General features: G+C 49.1%; 24 protein-coding genes and 1 tRNA gene. 12 read left to right on the forward strand and 13 right to left on the reverse strand.

Going from position 1 to position 21,953, the window contains the following annotated elements; genetic code table 11:
• Nucleotides 1-54: 54 nt before the first annotated feature.
• Nucleotides 55-128 (reverse strand) — tRNA-Val (locus FEK30_RS14210).
• A 144-nt stretch (nucleotides 129-272) separates the two neighbouring features.
• Between FEK30_RS14210 and FEK30_RS14215 the strand changes: the two genes are divergently transcribed.
• The 3 genes from FEK30_RS14215 (at nucleotide 273) to FEK30_RS14225 (ending at nucleotide 1,830) form a co-directional block, all read left to right on the forward strand.
• Nucleotides 273-776, forward strand: a complete 504-nt coding sequence (locus FEK30_RS14215; protein ID WP_012307590.1) for a hypothetical protein — start codon at nucleotides 273-275, stop codon at nucleotides 774-776.
• 43 nt (nucleotides 777-819) lie between these two features.
• Nucleotides 820-1,254 carry an MAPEG family protein gene (locus tag FEK30_RS14220; protein ID WP_012307591.1) on the forward strand — a complete coding sequence of 145 codons (435 nt, stop codon included), beginning with the start codon at nucleotides 820-822 and terminating at the stop codon, nucleotides 1,252-1,254.
• Between the two features lie 84 nt (nucleotides 1,255-1,338).
• Nucleotides 1,339-1,830 carry a YajQ family cyclic di-GMP-binding protein gene (locus tag FEK30_RS14225; RefSeq protein ID WP_012307592.1) on the forward strand — a complete coding sequence of 164 codons (492 nt, stop codon included), beginning with the start codon at nucleotides 1,339-1,341 and terminating at the stop codon, nucleotides 1,828-1,830.
• Here FEK30_RS14225 and menA read toward each other — a convergent pair.
• The gene (gene menA, locus FEK30_RS14230) at nucleotides 1,827-2,777 is read right to left on the reverse strand and encodes a 2-carboxy-1,4-naphthoquinone phytyltransferase (protein ID WP_138073539.1); all 951 of its coding nucleotides are present in this window, start codon (nucleotides 2,775-2,777) and stop codon (nucleotides 1,827-1,829) included. The two genes, FEK30_RS14225 and menA, sit on opposite strands and share 4 nt — an antisense overlap.
• Before the next feature lie 140 nt (nucleotides 2,778-2,917).
• The gene (gene hisB, locus FEK30_RS14235; protein WP_445260583.1) at nucleotides 2,918-3,526 is read right to left on the reverse strand and encodes an imidazoleglycerol-phosphate dehydratase HisB; all 609 of its coding nucleotides are present in this window, start codon (nucleotides 3,524-3,526) and stop codon (nucleotides 2,918-2,920) included.
• A 97-nt stretch (nucleotides 3,527-3,623) separates the two neighbouring features.
• Between hisB and FEK30_RS14240 the strand changes: the two genes are divergently transcribed.
• Nucleotides 3,624-3,947: a phasin family protein gene (locus tag FEK30_RS14240; RefSeq protein ID WP_012307595.1), complete on the forward strand. Its 324-nt coding sequence runs from the start codon at nucleotides 3,624-3,626 to the stop codon at nucleotides 3,945-3,947.
• A gap of 60 nt (nucleotides 3,948-4,007) precedes the next feature.
• Nucleotides 4,008-4,532 (forward strand): FKBP-type peptidyl-prolyl cis-trans isomerase, encoded by a 525-nt coding sequence (locus FEK30_RS14245; RefSeq protein ID WP_030007856.1) that lies wholly within the window; start codon nucleotides 4,008-4,010, stop codon nucleotides 4,530-4,532.
• 95 nt (nucleotides 4,533-4,627) lie between these two features.
• Here FEK30_RS14245 and FEK30_RS14250 read toward each other — a convergent pair whose 3' ends face one another.
• The 4 genes from FEK30_RS14250 to acsF form a co-directional block, all read right to left on the reverse strand.
• Complete coding sequence (locus tag FEK30_RS14250) at nucleotides 4,628-5,470, reverse strand: acyl-CoA desaturase (RefSeq protein ID WP_030007857.1); 843 nt, start codon at nucleotides 5,468-5,470, stop codon at nucleotides 4,628-4,630.
• Nucleotides 5,471-5,546: 76 nt separating this feature from the next.
• A complete protein-coding gene (gene hemN / locus FEK30_RS14255) occupies nucleotides 5,547-6,944 on the reverse strand; it encodes an oxygen-independent coproporphyrinogen III oxidase (protein ID WP_138073541.1) in 1,398 nt (465 codons plus the stop codon).
• A 137-nt stretch (nucleotides 6,945-7,081) separates the two neighbouring features.
• A complete protein-coding gene (locus FEK30_RS14260; protein WP_138073542.1) occupies nucleotides 7,082-7,834 on the reverse strand; it encodes a biliverdin-producing heme oxygenase in 753 nt (250 codons plus the stop codon).
• 46 nt (nucleotides 7,835-7,880) lie between these two features.
• Entirely contained in the window at nucleotides 7,881-8,957 is a 1,077-nt protein-coding gene (acsF, locus tag FEK30_RS14265; protein ID WP_138073543.1) for a magnesium-protoporphyrin IX monomethyl ester (oxidative) cyclase, read from the reverse strand.
• A gap of 165 nt (nucleotides 8,958-9,122) precedes the next feature.
• On the opposite strand from acsF, the gene FEK30_RS14270 reads away from it, so the two are divergent.
• Complete coding sequence (locus tag FEK30_RS14270) at nucleotides 9,123-9,524, forward strand: winged helix-turn-helix transcriptional regulator (protein ID WP_030007861.1); 402 nt, start codon at nucleotides 9,123-9,125, stop codon at nucleotides 9,522-9,524.
• Nucleotides 9,525-9,528: 4 nt separating this feature from the next.
• Here FEK30_RS14270 and FEK30_RS14275 read toward each other — a convergent pair whose 3' ends face one another.
• Genes FEK30_RS14275 through FEK30_RS14285 form a run of 3 tightly spaced genes read right to left on the reverse strand, consistent with a single transcriptional unit; the run spans nucleotide 9,529 to nucleotide 11,775 of the window.
• On the reverse strand, nucleotides 9,529-10,263 hold the full coding sequence (locus tag FEK30_RS14275) for a polysaccharide deacetylase family protein (RefSeq protein ID WP_030007862.1): 735 nt from the start codon (nucleotides 10,261-10,263) through the stop codon (nucleotides 9,529-9,531).
• Between the two features lie 33 nt (nucleotides 10,264-10,296).
• Nucleotides 10,297-10,998 (reverse strand): ABC transporter ATP-binding protein, encoded by a 702-nt coding sequence (locus tag FEK30_RS14280; RefSeq protein ID WP_138073544.1) that lies wholly within the window; start codon nucleotides 10,996-10,998, stop codon nucleotides 10,297-10,299.
• Nucleotides 10,999-11,775, reverse strand: a complete 777-nt coding sequence (locus FEK30_RS14285) for an ABC transporter ATP-binding protein (protein WP_030007864.1) — start codon at nucleotides 11,773-11,775, stop codon at nucleotides 10,999-11,001.
• A gap of 207 nt (nucleotides 11,776-11,982) precedes the next feature.
• Here FEK30_RS14285 and FEK30_RS14290 point away from each other — a divergent pair, with 207 nt between their 5' ends.
• Nucleotides 11,983-12,732 (forward strand): carbonic anhydrase, encoded by a 750-nt coding sequence (locus tag FEK30_RS14290; protein WP_012307606.1) that lies wholly within the window; start codon nucleotides 11,983-11,985, stop codon nucleotides 12,730-12,732.
• Nucleotides 12,733-12,822: 90 nt separating this feature from the next.
• Here FEK30_RS14290 and FEK30_RS14295 read toward each other — a convergent pair whose 3' ends face one another.
• Nucleotides 12,823-14,403 carry an NAD(P)H-quinone oxidoreductase subunit 4 gene (locus FEK30_RS14295; protein WP_012307609.1) on the reverse strand — a complete coding sequence of 527 codons (1,581 nt, stop codon included), beginning with the start codon at nucleotides 14,401-14,403 and terminating at the stop codon, nucleotides 12,823-12,825.
• 319 nt (nucleotides 14,404-14,722) lie between these two features.
• Here FEK30_RS14295 and FEK30_RS14300 point away from each other — a divergent pair, with 319 nt between their 5' ends.
• The 4 genes from FEK30_RS14300 (at nucleotide 14,723) to FEK30_RS14315 (ending at nucleotide 17,711) form a co-directional block, all read left to right on the forward strand.
• On the forward strand, nucleotides 14,723-15,079 hold the full coding sequence (locus FEK30_RS14300; RefSeq protein WP_030007866.1) for a rhodanese-like domain-containing protein: 357 nt from the start codon (nucleotides 14,723-14,725) through the stop codon (nucleotides 15,077-15,079).
• A 114-nt stretch (nucleotides 15,080-15,193) separates the two neighbouring features.
• On the forward strand, nucleotides 15,194-16,240 hold the full coding sequence (hrcA, locus tag FEK30_RS14305) for a heat-inducible transcriptional repressor HrcA (protein WP_030007867.1): 1,047 nt from the start codon (nucleotides 15,194-15,196) through the stop codon (nucleotides 16,238-16,240).
• 105 nt (nucleotides 16,241-16,345) lie between these two features.
• The gene (locus tag FEK30_RS14310) at nucleotides 16,346-16,903 is read left to right on the forward strand and encodes a manganese efflux pump MntP (RefSeq protein WP_138073545.1); all 558 of its coding nucleotides are present in this window, start codon (nucleotides 16,346-16,348) and stop codon (nucleotides 16,901-16,903) included.
• A 223-nt stretch (nucleotides 16,904-17,126) separates the two neighbouring features.
• Entirely contained in the window at nucleotides 17,127-17,711 is a 585-nt protein-coding gene (locus tag FEK30_RS14315) for a manganese efflux pump MntP (RefSeq protein WP_012307614.1), read from the forward strand.
• Nucleotides 17,712-17,728: 17 nt separating this feature from the next.
• Here the strand turns inward: FEK30_RS14315 and FEK30_RS14320 are convergent, their stop codons facing one another.
• Nucleotides 17,729-18,121 (reverse strand): DUF3110 domain-containing protein, encoded by a 393-nt coding sequence (locus tag FEK30_RS14320; RefSeq protein WP_012307615.1) that lies wholly within the window; start codon nucleotides 18,119-18,121, stop codon nucleotides 17,729-17,731.
• 340 nt (nucleotides 18,122-18,461) lie between these two features.
• Between FEK30_RS14320 and FEK30_RS14325 the strand changes: the two genes are divergently transcribed.
• Nucleotides 18,462-18,956 (forward strand): lipocalin/fatty acid-binding family protein, encoded by a 495-nt coding sequence (locus FEK30_RS14325; RefSeq protein ID WP_138073546.1) that lies wholly within the window; start codon nucleotides 18,462-18,464, stop codon nucleotides 18,954-18,956.
• Between the two features lie 117 nt (nucleotides 18,957-19,073).
• On the opposite strand, the gene FEK30_RS14330 is transcribed toward FEK30_RS14325, so the two are convergent.
• Nucleotides 19,074-21,734: a phycobilisome rod-core linker polypeptide gene (locus FEK30_RS14330; RefSeq protein ID WP_138073547.1), complete on the reverse strand. Its 2,661-nt coding sequence runs from the start codon at nucleotides 21,732-21,734 to the stop codon at nucleotides 19,074-19,076.
• Between the last annotated feature and the right edge of the window lie 219 nt (nucleotides 21,735-21,953).

Raw genomic sequence — 21,953 nt, forward strand, 5'->3', positions numbered from 1 at the left:
CGACCCGAACTCGCCAGTATCTAGTCGGGAAACTGCTAGGGGGTATTTTCTGTATGGACGTAACTGGATTCGAACCAGTGACCCCATCGATGTCAACGATGTACTCTAACCAACTGAGCTATACGTCCGGGTTGCAAACAGTATATAAATGTAGCACTAGCATTTAAGAATATGCAAGCATCTCGGCAAAGAAAAACAGAAGGATTGCTTTATCAGGGATGTTTGATTAAAATGGCATCGATTATTCAGGCTATCGAGTCCCCTTACGATCTTTGAGTCAATCTTTAGATATTCCGACCCTTGACACCCTGGCACAGGAGCTAGCTGCCATTCAACAAACTGGCTCTAAGCGCATTGCTCTTCTCGGTTCTCGGCATGTCCCGATTACCCACCAGCACCTGATCGAAATGATGAGCTATGCCCTAGCCCTAGGGGGAAATCGAATTATTACCTCCGGCGCAACGGGGACAAATTCAGCGGCGATCAAGGGCGTAATGCGGGCTGATTCGAGCCTTTTAACTGTAATTCTGCCCCAGAGCCTCGAAAAGCAACCCCGTGAATCCCGTGTGGAACTCGAAAAGGTCGTGCATTTGGTCGAGCATCCCGAAAACGACGAACTATCTTTAGGGGAAGCCAGCAGCCTGTGTAATAGTGAAATTATCTCCCGCTGCCAACAGCTTATTTGTTTTGCGTTCCATGACAGCGATACGCTCCTGCAAACCTGCCAAGAAGCAGAAGAACAGCGAAAACTTGTCACCCTCTTCTATTTCGATTAATTTTTTTGTGCTACCCATTTGCCCAGTTGTTTAGGATTAATCCATGAATCTGTCTGTTTCTGCTGTCCTTATTTATTCGTTGATCGGCGCGGTATTTCTGGTTTATCTACCCTATGGGGTGGTGGGCTATGCGCGGGTTAAACTGGCTGGTCAAATGAGCGATCGCCTGGAGATGTTTCGGCGGCCTAGGGCAACGGTAGATCTATTGCCAGATTATGCACAGCGGGCCAATTGGGCCCACCAGAATGCTTTTGAAGCGTTGGCGGTTTATGGCGTTGCTTGCTTGTCTGCGTTGGTAACGGGGGTGGATTCTCCCTGGGCAAAGATTGCGGCGATCGCCTTTTTGGTGGCGAGAACTCTCTACCCGTTGTTTTATATCCTCAATATTCCAGTATTGCGTTCGATGATGTTTGCCGTGGGGAATATCGCCAACATTACGCTTTTTGCCTTGAGTGCGATCGCCGTCCAGAGCCTCTAGGAAAATCCCCAGGGCCTCGCACAACGTTTACAGGCCAATGTGAACCTTGAAATTTTTATCTGTTGAATTCAGCTAAGTATCTTTATGGCTTCTACAAATTCCTTTGATGTGGTGAGTGATTTTGATCGTCAGGAAGTGGTCAATACCATTGATCAAGCTCTCCGGGACATCAACACGCGCTATGACCTCAAGGATACCAAGACTACCATTGAGCTGGGAGAAAACACCATCACGATCAATACTGCCAGCGATTTTACCCTCGATGCAGTGCAAACTATCCTGGTCACTAAGGCCGTTAAACGGAACCTGTCACCGAAACTTTTTGATTATGGTGAGGCAGAATCCGCCAGTGGTGGCCGCGTGCGCCAAGTGATCACCCTGCGCCAGGGCATTTCTAAGGATGATGCGAAGAAAATCACCAAGATGGTCAAAACAGATTTTAAAAAGGTGCAGGCTTCGATCCAAGGAGATGCTGTCCGCATTTCGAGCAAGTCAAAGGATGACCTCCAGGCAGTAATGCAGGCGGTGCGAGATTTGGATTTCCCGATGCCGATTCAGTTTACGAACTATCGCTAATAACCCAAGCCCGTAACGCTGAGAAACTCTAGGTTGTAATAGGACAAAACATAGGCGATCGCCAACAATAGACCGCTGGCAAAGTGAAACTTGACCGCAAAAAATTTGCAGTTACTCACCTTGTCAGGTTGGTCATGGTTCAGGCGGACATGGTTGATCAGACTCAGGGCAAAGGGGGCACTGGCAAACGTGAGGAGCATCCAGGGTGACCAGGTGCCGACAGCCACCAATAGGCAGGTTAAAACTAAAACGGTTCCCAAACTGTAGGTCAATACCTGCGCCCCTTGGTAGGTGCCGAGGCGGACAATGGGTGATTTTTTCCCGGCGGCTAGGTCATCTTCAGCCTGGTGAAAATGGGAGCAAAACAAAATAATACTCGTCGTCAAAGCAACCCAAGCCGAGGCCCAGACCGCATTGAGCGTGAGGGTTTGGGCTTGGCTATAAAAGACTCCCAACCCCGTGATCCAATAGGCGAGAAAACAGACAAACTCGCCAATGCCGAGATAACCCAACCGGAATGGCGGCCCCTGGTAGGTATAGGCGATCGCCGTTGCCAGGAGCAACAAATTAAACACCATCCAATCCTGCTGGAGGTAGCTGATTAGGGCAATTCCGGTGATTCCCAGACCCAAAAAACCGAGGGCAATGCCAAAAACCAATGGGCGATCGCCCGTGAGATTGACCACTGAAGTCGCCTTATTGACATCAATGCCCGTGTCCGCGTCGAACACATCATTACTGAGATTCATCCAGGCGATCAAACAAATCGCCGCCCCTAGGAAAAGCCCAAACCGCACCGGGTTAAACATTCCAAATTCCCCATAGGCCGCTGCCGTTGTCACGATCACAGGGGTCACTGCCACCGTATAAATGGGGGGTTTAATCGCCGCAAGCCAAAGACGACGGGTAGCTTTCGGACTAGAGGTGGGTGGGTTTTCCGTGAGCATTCTTGATTAAATGAGCCAATTCTTCAGAAAAGTGTACCTTAACCTTTCCGCAAGGGGGGAGGAGCGAAGCAATGCCCCAATACACTTTAGCTGTGAAAATCTGCTTGCAAATGTTGGGCATAAAAATTTTAAAAAAGACCCTAAAGAACCCCTTTAGAACTAGGGATCGTTGCCGCCCGACGGGGGTCAATTTCCAGGGCCATGCGCATCGCCCGGGCAAAGGCTTTAAAGGTCGCTTCAATGATGTGGTGGGAATTAATACCGTCTAGTTGGCGCACGTGAATCGTCATTTGGGCATGGTTGACGATCGCCACAAAAAATTCCCGCACCAGTTGGGTATCGTAGGTGCCGACCCGTTCCGTGGGGATTTCTAAACCATAGCTGAGGTGGGGCCGACCAGAAAAATCTAAGGCGACCTGTACTAAGGCCTCATCGAGGGGCGCGACAAAATGACCAAACCGCTGAATCCCTTTGCGCTCACCAATGGCTTTGGCGATCGCCATCCCCAGGGTAATGCCCACATCCTCGTTGGTGTGGTGGTCGTCAATCTCATAGTCCCCTTGGGCCTGGATGTGCAGATCCAATAGACCATGGGAACAAAGCTGATGCAGCATGTGGTCGAGAAAGGGTACCCCAGTATTGACCTCACACTTTCCGGTCCCATCCAGATTGACCGTTACTTTCACATTGGTTTCACCCGTCATCCGGGCAACGGTCGCAATCCGGGGGGACTCAGAAGAAGCAGGCATCATTAGAATATAACTAGGTTCAAATTCGCTAAGCTATTCTAGCTTAAGGTTGAAACCATTTAGGGAAACCCATACTGAAGACAAGACAGACTACACCATGGACAACAACAACTTCCTGCAACAAATGCTGATGATTGGGATTGGGACCACCTCGATCGTCGCCGAAAAAGTCAAAGAAGCCAGTGACCAGTGGGTAAAAGAAGGGACGATCAACCCAGAGCAGGCCAAAACAATGCTCGATGACATGATGAACCAACTCAAACTCGAACAGGGCAATGCAGAGGCTTATTTCGAGCGGCAGGTACGGAATATTTTGCGGGATCTTGGGGTGCCTCGTCAGTCAGAAATGGATGAACTGCGCGGTCGCATTGATCGTTTAGAGCGGCAGGTGCGCGAACTGGAAAATAAGCAGTGGCGATAGGCCCGGTAAGATAGGAAAGCAATGCACACTGTTTGTAAATCTGGGAGTGAATGAACATCCATGCGAGAAATTTGGCTTAGTTTTGGGGTCATCGTTATCTGTGGGGTTATGTTAATCTTGTCTGCGGTCTTTAATGGGGCCAGTCAAACGGCGATCGCCGCTGAACTCGACTCGACCAGTCCAGTGGTACAAATTGCCGCCAATCCCACCGAGGAACTCAAAGATATGGATATTGATTTATCAAAAGCAGTCACAACCGAATCCGGCCTCCAGTACATCGATGAAGTTGTCGGTGAAGGGGCATCCCCCATGGAAGGGGAAATGGTGACGGTTCATTACACTGGCAAACTGACAAACGGCGACGTGTTTGACAGCTCCGTCAAGCGCAATGAACCCTTTTCTTTTGTGATCGGTGTTGGGCAAGTGATTAAAGGTTGGGACGAAGGTGTCATTACCATGAAGCCTGGTGGTAAGCGCACGCTGATTATTCCCGCGGAACTGGGCTATGGTTCCCGTGGTGCTGGTGGTGTGATCCCCCCCAATGCCACTTTGATCTTTGATGTGGAATTGCTTGGGATTCGCTAGGCTAACCACGATTGATATTGCTACAAAAATCCCCCATGCCAAACGGAAAATGGGGGGTTATTTTTTTGAATTGGCGGTAATGATCAAACGCAAATTTATTCTGTGACGACGGCTGGCGGCAAAATGACTTTCGTGGCGAGACCAAGCCGTTGTAGGAGCCAGATGGCCCACCAGGTAACATCGACTTCCCACCAGCGCCAACCGGCTTTCGCCACATTAGGATAGGCATGGTGGTTGTTATGCCAGCCTTCGCCATAGGTGAGAATTGCCGCCCACCAGAGATTACGGGAATTGTCGTCGCTTGCGTGACTGCGGTAGCCCCACACATGGGTGACGGAGTTGATAAACCAAGTGCTATGCCACAACAGTACCGCCCGCACGAGCATCCCGTAGACGACCCAAGACCAACCGCCGAGGAGATAAAGGGCGATCGCCAAGGGAATTTGTAGCAGTAGGAAATTGCGGTTTAGCCAACGGTAAAAGGGCTGTTTCGCGAGATCCTGGGCATAGCGGCTGTATTGATCCGCATCAAAAAATTGTTGATCGGGGTAGAAAATCCAGAGCATATGGCTCCACCAAAAACCCCGTTTGGCGGAATAGGGGTCTTTAACTTCATCTTCTGTGTGGGCATGGTGTAACCGGTGGCCTGCCACCCAAAAAATAGGGCCACCCTGGAGAGCCAGGGCACCGATAAACGCCAGGGTATATTCCAGCCATTGCGGGACTTTGAAACTGCGGTGGCTCAAGAGGCGATGGTAACCAAGGCAAATACCGATGCTGCCAAAGAGCCAGTGGAGAAACAGACAAACGGCGATCGCCGACCAAGAGAAAAAGAAGGGGGCCAAACCAAGGGCCAGGAGATGAACCGCGCCGAAAAAGAACACAGCAACCCAGTCTAGGGTTGGTTTTTGGGGGAGTTGTTGCACAGATTGGGTCATGAATTCTCAAACAATAGAACAAGACAATGGGGCGAACCCGGTTGATGATCCGCCCCAGGGGAAACGGTGGCGATCGCTAAATCGCCTTGGAGAAAGTTTTCTCGGTTTTGTGTTGTAGGTAGGTGTCAAACACCGCCGCAATATTGCGGATCAAGAGCCGACCGCTGGGCGTTACCTGGAAGCCATCCCCAGAACGGTGAATCAAGCCGTCGGCTTCCAAATCATTTAAAGCACTCAATTCGGCTTGGAAATAGTCGTTAAAGTCCAAATCAAAGCCCAGGTGATATTTGTTCTCCAACTCCGGGGCCGACAGGCGAAACTGGCACATTAATTCCATAATCACGGTGCGGCGAATCAGGTCATCCTGGGTGAGCTGGACACCCTTTTCGATGGGGAGAACCCGTTGATCAATGGCCGCGTAAAAATCTTTGAGTTTTTTATGGTTCTGGGCATAAACGTTCTGGAGCATACTGATCGATGTCATGCCAAACCCTAAAAGGTCGGATTCCGGCTTCGTGGTGTAGCCTTGGAAATTCCGGTGCAATTCCCCGGCCTGTTGGGCGATCGCCAATTCGTCGTTGGGCTTGGCAAAGTGATCCATGCCGATGAACACATAACCGTGGTAGGTGAGGTTGGCGATCGTCATCTTGAGGATTTCTAGCTTTTCGGCGGTGGGGGGCATCGCCGCTTCGGGCATCCGTTTTTGCAGAGGTTTCAGCCAGGGCACATAGGCAAAACTAAAGACGGCGATCCGGTCGGGGTTAAGTTGGATCGTTTTCTGGACAGTTTCTGTAAACGTCGCCAGGGTTTGGTAGGGCAGGCCGTAGATCAAATCCACATTAACGCTTTCAAAACCTGCTTCCCGAATCCAGGCCATCACCTCAAAGAGTTTTTCCTCCGGTTGGATGCGATTTACCGCCGCTTGCACCTGGGGGTTAAAATCCTGGATGCCGAAGCTGATCCGCTTAAAACCCAGTTGGCGCAGGGCAAAAATATACTCGCGACTCACCTCGCAGGGGTTGATCTCGATGGAAATCTCCGCATCGGGCGCAAATTGAAAATTGTCCTGGAGGGTCTGCCACAGACGCGTCACTTGCTCCAAGTTTAAATAATTGGGCGTGCCGCCACCCCAATGGAGTTGTTGTACCAGGCGATCGCCTTGGACGAGGGGGGCAACCTGTTGAATGTGACGGATCAGGTAATCCAGGTAAGTGGCCGCCGCCGGTTTGTACTGGGTAATGATCGTATTGCAGCCACAGAAATAGCAGGGCTTTTCACAAAAGGGAATGTGGCAGTAGAGGGAAAGGGGCGTTTTTTTATAATTCCCCATGGCGATCGCCTGGCGGAAAAGATCCCCCTCAAAATCAGGGGTTAACTCCGTTGCGGGGGGGTAACTGGTATAGCGGGGAACCGCTTGATTATATTTTTGGAGGAGCGGCCCATTAAAGCGGACATTTTGACAGGCTAAATTCATCGGAAAAAGAGATTAATTAAAGTTGATTTTTCAAAAAAAATCCCCTAGCACTCCTAATCTCAGTGAGAAATAATGCTTTCAAACGATACTTAAAAGCGCTCGGGGAAACTCGTAGGAATAGAGGATTAAAACTGGTTCTAGGAAGACGCGATAAGGGCCGGATCATCGGGCTGGCGATCGCGGTTTTCGGTACTGCCCGGGCGGTCTTGGCGAGTTAACAAATCGAAGGTGTGTTCGCCGATGGCCGCTTTTACGTCCGGCTCCAACTCGTGCATCACATCCCGGTTGAGGGCAAAGGCATAATTCGCTTCGTTGATAATCTTCTGGATCGTTACTTCGTCTAGATTCAACCGATCCAGGGCGTCTCGATATTGCAACTTGAAATTGCGGCGATCGCCTGGGGTCGGCCAATGGTCAAATTCATAAAATCTGGTGCCCTGGCCATCGGGTAACTCTAAAGCCGAGCGGATAATATTCTTTAAACTCTGACCCCCAGACAGATCCCCCATGTAGCGCACATAGGCATGGGCAATCAGGAGCAGCGGATCAGTGGCAGCCAGTTCTTGTAAGCGCGCTTGGTAGACTTTCCCCGCCGGGAGTAGTTCCAGTTGCCTGTGCCAATGCTCACCGTAGTAAAAGGCAAGATCCTCTTCCAGATGGGGCACTCGGTTCAACTCCGGGAAATAGATTTCCCCTAGAATTTCGTGGTCTTTGTACTGTTCAAAAGCCGTCTCCAGGGTGTAATAGACCGCATACAAATTGGCCATCAATTTCCGGAGGGGTTGCCGCTCCACAATGCCTTTCAAAAAACACTTCATAAAAGCTGTATTTTCTGAGAGGGTATGGGAGGTTTGGGTACCAAAGCGGAGGCGTTGGGATAGGGTCGTCATGGCTACTCCATGGGGTAAATAAGCGGAAAAATGCTGAGGGAAATCTTTAGTGAACCTCGGCCCGTAGGGCTTCGGCATCCACAGGCTTGGTGAAGAAGATCAAAGCCATATGCCAAACGATGTTGGTGATCCAGGGGATTTTTTGGAAAAACTGAATCACTTTGGGGTTGCCGTTGGTGGCGATCGCCTTGAGGTGTTCATTGGCGGCGGCGCAGGCTTCTAGGCGGGTGAAAAACTGGGGATGGTTTGTGTCGAGCACTTCCGGGAAAGCCCGTAGAGACGTTTCGTTGGTGTTGCGAATCACGTCCCGATTGTATTGGTGGGCATCAAGGCCAATCATCTCGTAAAAATCAGACCGTTCCAGGGTTGTCAGGGAATGGGTGACAAATACCGTTAACAAGAAAAAGCGCGACCACAAGCGAGATTGCCAAGTTTTCCAGAGGGATTTTTGCGATCGCAATAGGGCTTTAAAAAAGTCTCCGTGGCGGTTTTCGTCCTGGCACCAGCTTTCAAAATACTTAAACAGCGGATAAATATTGTGTTCTGGGTGTTTCTCCAAGTGACGATACACGAGGATATAGCGCCAATAACCAATCTTTTCCGATAGGTAAACGGTATAAATTACCCACTCCGGCGGAAAGAAAGTATAGGTTCGTTTTTGGGTGAGATATTTCAGGTCTAAACAGAGACCAAAATCCACCATTGATTTGTTGATAAATCCCGCATGGCGTGCCTCGTCCCGGGCCAGCAGGTGAAAAGCTTCGGCCAAAATCGGACTGCGATCGCGGAGGCGGCGGGACAGTTCTTTAAATAAAAGAAAGCCAGAAAACTCAGAAGTGCAAGAACGTTCTAAAAAGTCAATGAAAATACTGCGGGTTTTCTCGTCGAAATGATCCCAAGATTTCTCAAAACTTTCGTCACGGATGAAATGGTTGCGGTTATAATCGGCCCGTAATTCTTCGAGGGCCGCCAAAATTTCTTCCTCGTGGGAAGAGAGCACCATGTTGGCAATTTTATCGAAATCCGTGGTGTAAAAGCGGGGTGTTAGGAGGGTTTCTTGAACTGGTTTTTTAACCCCTGGTCTGAGGAGTTCTGGACTCGGCTGGTCAGTGAGCATAACCATAGGCTGATTAAAAGGTGTTTTTTAAATCTTTCTGGGACTTATCTTTTCGGAATTATCCTGAAGTTTCAAGAGGGTTTCTCCGGCTAGCCTATAGTTACCTGGGGTAAAAAAATGTTGCCTTTGTTAGGATTCCGGGGACATTGAAGAAATGTTAAAGTTTTAGCAATGAAGTATGTTTGGCCAATGACTGACCCCAACCCTTGTAATGATGTTAATTTCCAATGTCCGATCCAATTTGTGGTGGATTTGTTGGGAAATAAATGGTCAATTTTAGTGTTGCGGGAGCTTTTTACAGGCGATCGCCGCACCAATGAACTGCTCAAGGCTTTACCGGGGATCAGTACCAAAACGTTAATGGTACGCCTGCGAGAACTAGAAGCCCATGGCCTGGTGGAACGGCGCATTTACGCAGAGATTCCCCCCCGGGTGGAATATTCATTAACAGCAAAGGGACGAGAAATTCAGCCTGTAATGACCGCCCTCCACCAAGTTGGCTCCCAATGGTTGGAACAAGAGACTTGCGTTTGTCCTTTGCAGGGGGAAATAGATTCGGTGCAATCGGCTTAATTTTTTAGGACAATTCAAAGAGTTCAGCCACGGTTACAAAGCGATAGCCAGCTTCGGTCAACTGACTCAAAATCAAATCTGTCGCTTCTACGGTGCGTTGGCGATCGCCGCCACCATCGTGCATCAAAACAATCGATCCGGGTTGTACAGCCCCAATCACTCGGGCCGCAATGTCCGCAGGACTAGCCTCAATTTCCCAATCAAAAGAATCCACATCCCAAATCACGAGGCGTTTCTGTTGCTGATGGAGATAAAGGGGCAGCAGAAGAAAACGACGACCCCAGGGCGGCCGAAAATCGATCTGGCCCGTGACCCCCAAATTCCGCAGCAGTTGATCCGTTTTGTCCACTTCGTTGGTGATGTAGTCCCAGGAACGGAAGGCCATGTATTTGTGTTCGTAGGAATGGTTACTCAGTTCATGGCCAGCGGCGATGGTTTGGCGGACGGTGTCTGGATAGAGTTCGATATTTTGCCCCACCACATAGAAGGTGGCCTTCGCTTGGTAGTCGTCGAGAATCTCTAAAATGGCTTCGGTATAGGGCGGTGCCGGGCCATCATCATAGGTCAAAGCAACAACTTTCTCTGGGGTGGCGACTTGGTACAGGCCAAAAAAGCTAATCTGTCTGATCAAAGGCAACGCATTTCGCACCAAGATCAAGGCGATCGCCGTGGCGAAAAATAAACGAATGACCTTCTGCCAGGCCTTGGGGCGCAGGGGAACAAAACGAACAGCTTTCACAATTGGTACCGCAGGGAAGAAGTGAGCACCTACCTAGCCAAGATAGGCTGCTTTAACCCGTTCATCGGTGAGTAGATCCCGGGCGTTGCCGCTAATTTTAAGGTAACCCGCTTCTAAAACATAGGCGCGATCGCTACATTCGAGGGCCAAACTCGCATTTTGTTCGACTAAAAGAATCGTGGTGCCATCGGCGTGAAGTTGTTGAATTACCTGAAAAATTTCCTTCACAATTTGGGGCGCTAAACCAAGACTCGGTTCATCAAGGAGTAAAAGTTTTGGCCGCCCCATCACCGCCCTGGCGATCGCCAACATTTGTTGTTCCCCACCGCTGAGGGTGCCCGCAATTTGATTTTTCCGTTCTGCGAGGCGCGGGAAAATGACAAATTGTTTTTCGAGATCCGCCTTAATCCCTAACCGATCCTGGCGCGTGTAGGCCCCCAATTCCAAATTCGTTAAAACTGTTTGTCGCGCTAAAATTCGTCTTCCCTCTGGACTATGGGCAATGCCAGCCCTGACAACGGCATGGGGGGCACTTTTGGTGATCTCAGTGCCATGATACAAAATTCGACCTTGGCGGAGATTGACCAGCCGCGAAATGGCCTTGAGAGTGGTGGTTTTTCCTGCCCCATTCGCGCCGATCAGGGTGACAATTTCCCCGGCATTGACCGTTAAGTGGATATTTTTCAGGGCTTCGATACCACCATAATTGACTGAGACATCAATGAGTTCCAACATTTACTCATCCCCCAAATACGCTTCAATCACCGCTGGATCTGCCTTTACATCCTCTGGTAAACCGAGGGCAATCAGTTCGCCAAAATCCAACACCGCCAGGCGATCGCACAGTCCCATCACCAGGGGAATATGGTGCTCAATCAACAGAATCGTTAGGTCAAATTGCGCCCGAATTTGCCGAATTAAATCACTCAACGCGCCTTTTTCGTTGGGGTTCATCCCGGCAGCAGGTTCATCGAGGAGTAAAAGCTGGGGTTCTAGAGCCAAGGCGCGGGCAATTTCTAAACGCCGCTGATCACCATAGGAAAAATTTTTCGCCTGTTGACGGTATTTTCCGGTTAAGCCGACCAAATCTAGCAATTCCTTCGCCCGGTCGTAGGTTTCTTGCTCAGCTTTTTTCGCTTTGGGTAAACCTAAAATTCCTTCAAAAATATTGTTTTTTTGGTGCAGATGGCGGGCGATCGCCACATTTTCGAGGGCCGACAAATTTCCAAACAAGCGCAGATTCTGAAACGTCCGCGCAATACCAGAGGCGGCAATTTGGTGGGGAGCCAGACCGTGAATCTTGCGGCCTTGGTACAGAATGTTTCCTTGGGAAGGGGGAATCATCCCGGTCAACAGATTAAAAAAAGTTGTTTTGCCCGCCCCATTCGGCCCAATCAAGCCGAAAATTTCCCCTGGGGCCACCTGAAAAGACACATCATGTACCGCCACCAAGCCCCCGAAGCGCCGGGTCAAATGTTGAACGTTGAGGATGGGGATGGCTAAATCCGGCATAGGCTCGACCGATTAAATCAAGCTTATTTTAGCGGCATCTAGGGGGGAAATTAACGGGATTATTGAGTCGGCGATCGCCAAAAATCTCCCCAGGTGATTGGTCTACCTTATGAAAAATATGTGCCATCCTCATTTATCTAAATGGATTGTTTTGGTTTACTATGATCCCTCAGTAGTCACCTCGTTTTGACATCGGACGATCGAACAGTGAAAAAACTTATTCGCGGCCTGGACAAATTTAAGCAAAGCTATGTTGCGAGCCACCAGGATCTTTTTGAACAACTTTCCCACGGCCAAAAGCCCCGCGTTCTGTTCATTTGTTGCTCCGATTCCCGTGTTGACCCAGCGCTGATTACCCAAACGGATATTGGTGAAATCTTCGTCATCCGCAATGCCGGAAATATTATTCCTCCCTATGGTGCGGCCAATGGCGGCGAAGGGGGCACCCTAGAATATGCTCTCCAAGGCCTCGATATTCGGCAAATTATTGTCTGTGGCCATTCCCACTGTGGCGCGATGAAGGGGTTGCTCAAGCTCAACAAACTCCAAGCGGATATGCCTTTGGTTTACGATTGGCTCAAGCACGCCGAAGCCACCCGTCGCCTCGTCCGGGATACTTACCCCCACTGTGAAGGGGAAGAACTGGTCGAAACCCTCGTTGCGGAAAATGTCCTTGTCCAGATTGATAATCTCAAAACCTACCCCGTAGTGCGATCGCGGCTCCACCAGGGCAAACTGAAAATCTATGGCTGGATCTACAACATCGAAAATGGCGAAGTGTTAGCCTACGACGAAACAAAACACGCCTACGTGAAGCCAGACTATAGCCTCATCGACGAAACCCCCTTAACGGAGCGCGAAGCCCTAGAAGGTTGCCCACTTCCCTACACCGTCGCTTCTGGCCAGAGTTTAGCGGGTTGGTATGGCGAAACTGATACCTTCTCTGTGAGTGGTTAGGCTGCCATTGCCGTCGCTATCTTCTTAACAAAAAAGACGGTGCCCATTAACACACCGCCTTGCAAAAATTATGGACTCAAGTTTGAATGATTAGCGAATCTCTGGGGCACGCAGAACCGCAACATCTAAACTAGGTGCCTGTGCCGTTTGCTGAAGACTTGGCACCGATTGGCGCAGGATCGCCGTTAGATTTTCCGTCGTAGAAGCATAGATCTGGGTCACGGCCTTCGGATACAGACCAATCCCAATAATCGGAATCAACAAGCACGCAATCACAAAGACTTCGCGAGGCTCGGCATCGATCAGTTTTTCATGCGCCACAAGCTCTTTGTTTTCTGGGCCGTAGAGGATTTCCCGCAACATCGAAAGCAGATAGATCGGCGTTAAAATGACGCCCACTGCCGCGAGGAAAACAATGATCACCCGGAAAGTAGGGCTATAGGCATCACTGGTGGCGAAACCGACGAATACCATTAATTCAGCAACAAACCCACTCATCCCCGGCAGCGCCAAGGAAGCCATCGAGCAGGTCGTCCACATCGCAAAAATTTTCTTCATTTTTTTGCCGACCCCACCCATTTCATCGAGCATCAGGGTGTGGGTACGGTCATAGGTGGCACCAACCATAAAGAAGAGACTTGCCCCAATGAGCCCATGGGAAATCATCTGTAACATTGCACCACTCGTCCCCAAATCGGTGAACGAAGCCATCCCAATTAGCACAAAGCCCATGTGGGAAATGGAGGAATAGGCGATTTTTCGTTTGAGATTACGTTGGGCAAAGGAAGTGAGGGCCGCATAAACGATATTGACGACTCCGAGGATCACGAGCACTGGGCCAAACAGGGCATGGGCATCGGGGAGCATCCCCGCATTCATCCGCAGTAGGGCATAGCCGCCCATTTTTAGGAGAATTCCGGCGAGGAGCATGTGGGCCGGGGCCGTGGCTTCACCGTGGGCATCGGGGAGCCAGGTATGTAGAGGGAAAATCGGTAACTTCACCCCGTAGGCGATAAGCAGGCCACCATAGAGCAGCAGTTGGAGGTTAATGCCAAAGTCTTTCTGGGCGATCGCCGTCATATCAAAGGTGACCGTATCCCCATAAAAGGCCATGGTCAGGGCGGCAATCAGAATAAATAACGAACCGCCAGCGGTGTAGAGGATGAATTTCGTTGCGGCATAGAGCCGTTTTTTGCCACCCCAAATGGACAGAATCAGATAAACCGGAACCAGTTCTAGTTCCCAGGTAAAGAAAAACAGCAGCATATCCTGCACGGCGAAGACAGCAATTTGACCGCCATACATCAGCAGCATCAGGAAATAAAATAGCTTTGGCTTAAAGCTTACGGGCCAGGCCGCCAAGATCGCCAAAGTGGTGATAAAACCCGTGAGAAGAATCAAGGGCATGGAAAGGCCATCGGCCCCCACTGACCAGCGCAGATCGATTGCTTCGACCCAGGTATAGCTCTCTACCAGTTGCAGATTCGGGTTGCCAAAATCGTAGCCCGTGTAAAAGGCTGTCACGATGATCACAAAGTCGATTAAGCCAATGGTCAAGGCATACCAGCGCACTGTTTTCCCATCTTTGTCGGGGATGAGGGGCAAAAATAATGCCGCAATAATGGGAAATAAAATAATCGTGGATAACCACGGAAAATTTGCAAAGTTCATACAAACTCAAAAAAATTAATGGCTGTTTCTTAAAAAATGCAATATTTATAAATCGTTAACGCAGAATCAAGGCGATCGCCAAGCAAAATGCTTTACCCTGTACCATCTTCAAAAAGTGGGACAGAAGATCTAACGCCTCTAACGTTACTTGTACCATTCCCAAATTTTCTTGACCGACTCTCCGGGGGAACTGCAATACTCCTTAACTTTGACGCCCCCTAAGGTGAAGATCCCCTAGCAATTCAGCCTTGGCCTTCCCAAACGCAGTCAGAAAATGCTAGGAATGCTCACTTCTTAATTTTTTATCAGTAGCTTGACCATGACCAACCCTAGTTCTAACCCACAACTCCAGGCCGTCAGTCCCACGGTTTTTGCCCAGCGCGTCGCCACGACCGAATCTTTGCAACTCATTGATGTGCGTGAGCCCGATGAGCTAGAGATTGTCGCTCTCCCAGGCTTTACCAATTTACCCCTGAGTCAATTTGAACAATGGGCTGCCCGCATTGCCGTGGACTTTGACCCCCAGGCAGAAACCTATGTGCTTTGTCACCATGGTGTGCGTTCGGCGCAAATGTGTTATTGGCTGCAACAACAAGGTTTTACCCAAGTGATCAATATTGAAGGTGGGATTCACCTTTACACCCTCTCTGTGGATCAAAGCCTACCGCGCTACTAGGGAAGAATGAGCTATACTAACCCAAACTTAGACCTTAAATCTTTCTTAAGTTAAGCCAAGTTTTTTTACTATTTTTTTATATTTCTTAGTTATTGAAAGCACTACTGTCGGCGTATGGTTGCTCAGAAAATTCTTAATCCCCGTCACCAAAATATTTTTCGAGCAACGGTCAACCATTACATTTCCACAGCGGAACCCGTAGGCTCCAAAACCCTTGTGGAGGAATATGACTTCCAGGTCAGTTCTGCCACCATTCGTAATGTGATGGGCAAGTTGGAAAAGGCAGGTTTCTTGTATCAACCCCACATCTCGGCGGGACGAGTCCCCTCTGATTCCGGTTATCGCTTCTATGTGGACGAGCTCGTCACCCCCAATTCCCAGACCCGCAAACGAGCGAGCCAAACGTTACAGGAACAGACTGCCGCAGAGTATTGGGGACTAGATGCGACCCTCCAGCGGGCAACGCAAATCCTGGCGACGTTAAGTGGTTATATTGCTCTAATCACGGTGCCCCATCAAAACCATGCTCGCCTACGCTATCTACAGTTACTCCCCCTGGGGGATCAGAAGGTGATGATGATTGTGGTGACGGATAGTTATCAACCCCAATCGTTGTCCTTGACCCTGGACTGTGACCCCGATGAGCTAGAGATTCTATCGAATTTTTTGAATCACCATCTCCAGGGGCGATCGCTCCAAGAAATTGCCAGCCTTGATCCCCAGGCTTTAGACGAAGACTTTCACCATTGTCAGCTGTTATTGGAGACGATTTTGGGTAAGATTGCTCAGATTGTGCCCAATACGATTGCGACGCCAATTCTGGTACGGGGCATTTCGGAAGTGCTGCGGCAACCTGAGTTTTCCCAAATTGAGCAGTTACAAACCCTATTGCACTTGCTAGAGGCGAAACAAGAACAGCTACTCCCGGTGGTTTTTAGTGGTTTACCAGGCGATCGCCCGACGCTCATTCACATCGGCACCGAAAATCCCCTAGAACCCATGAAAACCTGCGCCCTTATTTCCACATATTATTACCAAGAAAAAACGCCCGTTGGCAGTGTTGCAGTGCTTGGCCCGACGCGGATGTTCTATGAAAATGCGATCGCCTTAGTTGAAGCCACAGCAGATTATCTTTCTGAGAATTTAAAAGCCGCTTTTTAAGGTTTAAGAATCGTAGGAAATAAGGATCAAATAATTCAATTTTTTGTTTTTTTTGTTGATGGCGATCGCCACAATCTTTTTAGGGGAGTACCCATAGGGGATTTCATGGACTTTGACTTAGATATTCTTCTCTTTGCCCTAGTGCTGAGTATTGACTGTTTTTCCGTCGCCCTTGCACTAGGAGCACGCCATTTTTCCCGCAAGCGGGCCTTATTTTTTGCGCTCAGTTCAGGTTTCTCCGGTGGCGGTGCTATTTCCCTCGGTTTTCTCCTGGGTAATTTTGCCCAATACATTACTTTCTATGATCAAGGAATTGCTTTTATTCTCTTGATCCTTATCGGTGTTCACATGTGCTACAACGCCTACCGAGAAATGCAAAAATTCCCAGATGATAAGGGTGAACCCAGAAAAATTCATGGTCTTTGGAAAATTCTTTTGGTCTCTAGCATTTCCAGTGTTGATTCTTTGGGGGTTGGTATTTCCCTTGGTTTAATGGGCAAACCCTTAATTCCCTATTCCCTGGGGATCGGGATTTCCGCTTTTTTTGCTACTTATGTGGGCTTATTTTGCGCACAATTAATTTCTAGTCAATTGAAGGAAAAGGTAGAGTTTTTCGGCGGTGGCATTCTGATTGCCATGGGCCTTAAAATGCTCTCAATTTAACAGTCGTCTGGCCTCAGTTTTTGTGAATCTAAAGTCGTCATTTACCAAGTAGAAAGCAGATTGTTATTTCGCTCAGTTTCACGAGAATTGGGATTTATTTATAGACAATTACTTTTTGGGACGAATTTTTTAAATAATTTTGTGGAACTTGGAAACAATGAAAAAACTATGATAAATCGACCCACGATTTTTCGTTTATAGTAATAAATGCATTCTTTTCGAGTTGGCGATCGCCACGGCATTTATGGGTTTTGAATTAGACATTATTATTTTCGCCCTTGTCCTCAGTATTGACTCTTTTTCCGCTGCCTTAGCCCTTGGTATTCGTCACTTTTCTGGAAAACGGGCTTTATTTTTTGCGCTCAGTTCGGGGCTTTCTGAAGGGGTGGCGATCGCCCTCGGCTTCATTTTGGGACGTTTTGCCCAGACTATAATTATGGCCTACGATCATTGGGTGGCCTTTGCCCTATTGGTTTTGGTGGGTGGACATATGTGCTACAACGCTTACCAAGAGATGCGAGCCAAGCCAGGCGATGACGATGGTGAATCCGTCAAAATCCATAGCCTGTGGAAAATTTTGTTTATTTCTAGTATCACCAGCATCGATTCTTTGGGGGTGGGCGTTTCCCTCGGCCTCATTGGTAAACCGCTTGTGCCCTACTCCCTCAGCATTGGCTTGGCTGCTTTTTGCGCTACCTATGGGGGCCTATTTTGTGCCAAACTCATTTCCGGGCACTTAGGTGAAAAAGTAGAATTTTTTGGCGGTGGAGTTTTGATCGCCTTGGGCATTAAGATGTTGTCAATCTAATCTATTACCCAAATACACTACAAAAGCCCTTCTAATTGACGTCGAATGCGGTCTAATTCTGTATCCGACAAATCGTTTTCTGACGCTGTGGTTTGCTCTGCTGGCTGTTGCTTTCCCTCTGGATCCCAAGCTAAATCCGTCACATTTGCTTCGGGGGGCGTGGCTAATTCACCGGCGGCAACGTGTTGCCAATCATAATCTGCATCCCGACAAAACTCGATAATGTCTTCTTCATCCATGGCTTCGATGGAGACGGGCGGGAAATCCTGGGCTTCCAACATTAGCCCAAACCGGGTGGCGTCATCTTCGTCTTCAAACATTAAAATCTTGTTGCGATCGCCAGTTTGGAGTGTGTGAATCCCTTCATTTTCTGTCCGGGCATTAAACAGCAAGACATACACGCGACTCATGGACTTTCTCCTTAGATGCTTACTAATCGGCTCCTTTTGGGGGAGGGTGATCAAATTGTTTATGATAAGGTGACGGGAAATTTCGCTCAAACCCTTTAAAATGGTACCGCTCGATTGGCAAATTGCGAATCTTCCCATGTTCAACCATGGTTTATTTTTGCTTGGTATCGATCTTAAAGGTGGCGATCGCCATCGCTGTTTCAGGGCCTTTTTGCTTAACAAGCCTTCACAAAACAGCAGTAGTGGAACTTTCCTGGAATCTTTTCTTTCATAGAGCCTAGACGCTCACTTTATCGAGGGAGCCTCTGACGGTATAACCCAACTGGGGAGGGGGACAGCCATGACAAAATTTTATGCACCGACCATTATTGGGGCAACAACGCTCCTGACCATTGCTGCTGGTCTTGGTGGTATTCAAGGGGCGATCGCCGGCCCGGAAACCTTTACGATCGCCGCTAACGGATCCATTACCTCCAATGAAGTCTTTAACGGGACAATCACCGGCCAGGCTGGGGGGCCAACCAATAGTAACTTTTGTGGCTGGATTGCCAATCGCCCTAACCACACCTTTCGCATTAATGGCAATGGCCTGATGTCTCTCAATCTCAGCGTCGTCGATCCTAACGGTGGCGTTTCCAGACCCTTTACGCTTCTGATCAAAAATGCCGATGATCCCAGTGCAGATCCCTTCTGTGCGATCGCCGATCCTTTTAGCGGGATTCCTGCCGAAATTGGTGGTGTTTGGAATCCAGGCCGCTACCAAGTCTTTATCGGCAACTTTGAACAAGCTGGTAATGCAGGTCGCGCTCCCTACGTTTTACAAATTTCCCAGTAGCATCAACAACCGTCGGTTCCCCAAAATAATCCTCTGGAAAATCAATCAAAAAATTGCCCTCCTCTCTTAATTTTGAAAGGGGGGCAGTTTTTATGGTCTTAACCGAATTTTCGTGTTTTAGCGTTTTACCGCAGGCTCAAAGCTCGGTACCACAAGATCACGATTTTGCTTCGTGAGTTGGTTGTAGAGTCGTTCCGTATTGGGGAAGTTTGCCGCCGGTAAAGTCGGGAAGCGACGGAAGGGCACTGTGTCTTCGCCGAAGTTATCGAGGTACTCCATGCTGTTAACCATCGCGCCGATAAAGGCTTTCAGACCTTGGGAAGCAAGGATTTGGTTATACTTACGGATTTCCTGCTGATCTAAGGGAGCCCGACCAAGGAAATGCTTCGTTCCCATTTCAATCACCTTCGTGTTGGGGTAGGGAGTATAGAATTCCTTCTGGTACAGCTCAGAACAACCCAGACCTTCGATGAATTCCTTCATGTTGATCTCGCGGTTGCCCAGCTTACTTTCGAGGGCAGTAAATTGCGCATCGACAACATAGGGTTCGATGTCCCGCTCAAAGATCTGACGGTAAGCCGCGGCGATCGCCGTTTTCAGTTCGACCTTGTTGAAGGTATCCGTGAGTTTAAAGGCCTTCGTTTGCTGACGTTGGACGTTAACCCCTTGCTTGAGGCGAGCATCCACATCCGTCACCGGTAGATTCTTCGTGCTAGAAGTGCCCAACTCAATAAAGCGAGCTGTCTTCTCAACCTGAACCTTAGCCCCCACATCTTCACGGAGCGCACCGGGGCGAGTCTGGCGCAGCGAATAACCACCGGGAGTCAGATAGCGTTCGTAGGGAACTGTATCTTCACCGAAAGCTTCTTCGTATTCTTTACTGTCAATGATCGCATCAACGAGGGCATAGAAACCTTTTTTCGCACAGGTATCAAAGTAGCTGTTGATTTCTTGACGACCATAGGTGGGACGACCCAACAGACGACGGTGGATGTACTCCACAGCCTTGGTTACGTATAGAGAAGACCAGTAAGTATTCCGGAAAACATCAGATTTTGCCAAAGCCCGGATGAATTCCCGCAGGGTGATTTCACCATTTTCAAGCTTGATCTCTGCCACTTTCTGGCGTTGGCCAGCATAGACCATCCGACCAAAGACCTGACGGTAAGCCGCTTCAATGACCTTTTGGGTCGCACTTTCCGAGAAACTAACGTTGGTAGTCTTACCTGATGGTAATTCGTTATTGAGACGGAATACTTTAGCTCCAAGGCTGCCGGGTTGTGTGGCGCGGGCACGGGGATTACCCAGTTGGTTGTTAATGCCAGGGCCACGGTGAATCAAGATCCGCCGGGTATCTTTATTAAAGGGAGCAGGGCTGGCGCTGGGACTCCGGGTTGCTTTCGGGAAGATTGCCCCGAACTGAATTTCTAAGGCATCGTTACCAGAGCCATATACGTGCTGATCCGGTAGGGGCTGATTGTAGCTGGCGAAGGTCGTGATAAATTGAGGGACTTTGCGGAAAGGTGCGCTGTATTTAAACAGATCCTGTTGCATGCCCCAGTTACGACATTCCTGGGCTTCTTGGCCTAAACCACGGAGGTAAGGCACGGTTTCTTCCCCGAAATAATCGGCATATTCTTGGGAATCAACCAAAGCATCGACCAGGGCCGCTAAACCACCGCTAGAGACAATGGCAAAGTATTCTTGGACTTCTTCGCGGGAAGAGGGGCCACGACCGAGAATGTGACGGAAAGCAAGTTCTAAAGCTCGGCTGTTGATAAAAGGTTCAAAAAATTGCTTCCGATAAAGGGGAGATTTCGCCAAGCGACGGACAAATTCCTTCATGGAAATGTCGCCATTTTTCACTTGGGATTCAAGGTAAGAAATGGATTGGCTGTAGGCCCGTGTAATGTCTCGTTCAAAGATTTGACGATAGGCGGCTTTGACGACTGAGTTTTTCTCTAGGGCAGACAAGCCAGGCTTCATCACGAACTTCTGACGCTTTTCGGCGGCGTTGAAGTAGCTCTGGGGCAGTTGTAAACCCTGGGCATCGATGGAAGGCCGTTGGCGCAATTTATCGTTGGGCACTTGGGTCTGCATTTCAGTGATTAACACGTCGAAATACTGAACCACGGTTTCTTGGGCTTCGCGATCGCCCCGGAACAGATCCAAAGAAGCCGCTTTCATTTCCTGGATCGCCACGATGGTCGCCGGAATGGAGCAAGCATTTTCGATGACTTCTTTTAGACCACGGGTGTTGACCACGAGGATGCTCGGATCACCGGCCACAATGGCATAGGTAGTGTAGCGGAGGAACCAAGCCATATCCCGCAGGGACTTGGTCATGTTGCGGGGGCCGTAACGGGAAACACTGATTGGCCGGAAACCAGCGGGAATCTTACCGCCACCAGAACCGAGAAACAAATTTTTGACACCACCAAAGATCCCTGTGGCACCACTGGCATCCCCGACGGCCATGGAAACGCCGAGATCGCTGTCATCGGTATCGGTTTCCGGTTGGTCGAGGTAAGCAAGGGGGGATCCACCGGCAAAAATCCGGTTCGCGGCACGGGAGACGATGAGCTGGGAACTCAGTTTAATCGCTTGGGCGATCGCCAAACGCTTGAGTCCAGAGTCATAAAACGTTCTCAGTGCCGTTAGTTCTCCAGATTCCAGGTAGCGATCCTGTTGCTCTGCCTGGGAAATGTTGGAGAGGGGAACGGTTTGATATAACTGGGGGCGAGCTAAAGAGCTTCCACCGCTGGCCTTAATCGTCATGGATTTTCAACTATCTCCAATCAAAAATGTTCAATTTATAGCGAAATTGGGGAGAAAGTCAGCAAGAGTTTTCGGGTTCCCTTTGGCGATCGCTTCTCCCAAATGCTTTATTAAATGAGATGTTTATTAGTTAGCTAGACTTTAGGGTAGAACGTTTCCGGCCCGGACACGAAATTTATTAAGAAGTATGTCAAAAATTCAGAAAAACTGGGGATCAAG

Source organism: Picosynechococcus sp. PCC 11901 (assembly GCF_005577135.1).
Classification (GTDB): Bacteria; Cyanobacteriota; Cyanobacteriia; order Cyanobacteriales; family MRBY01; genus MRBY01.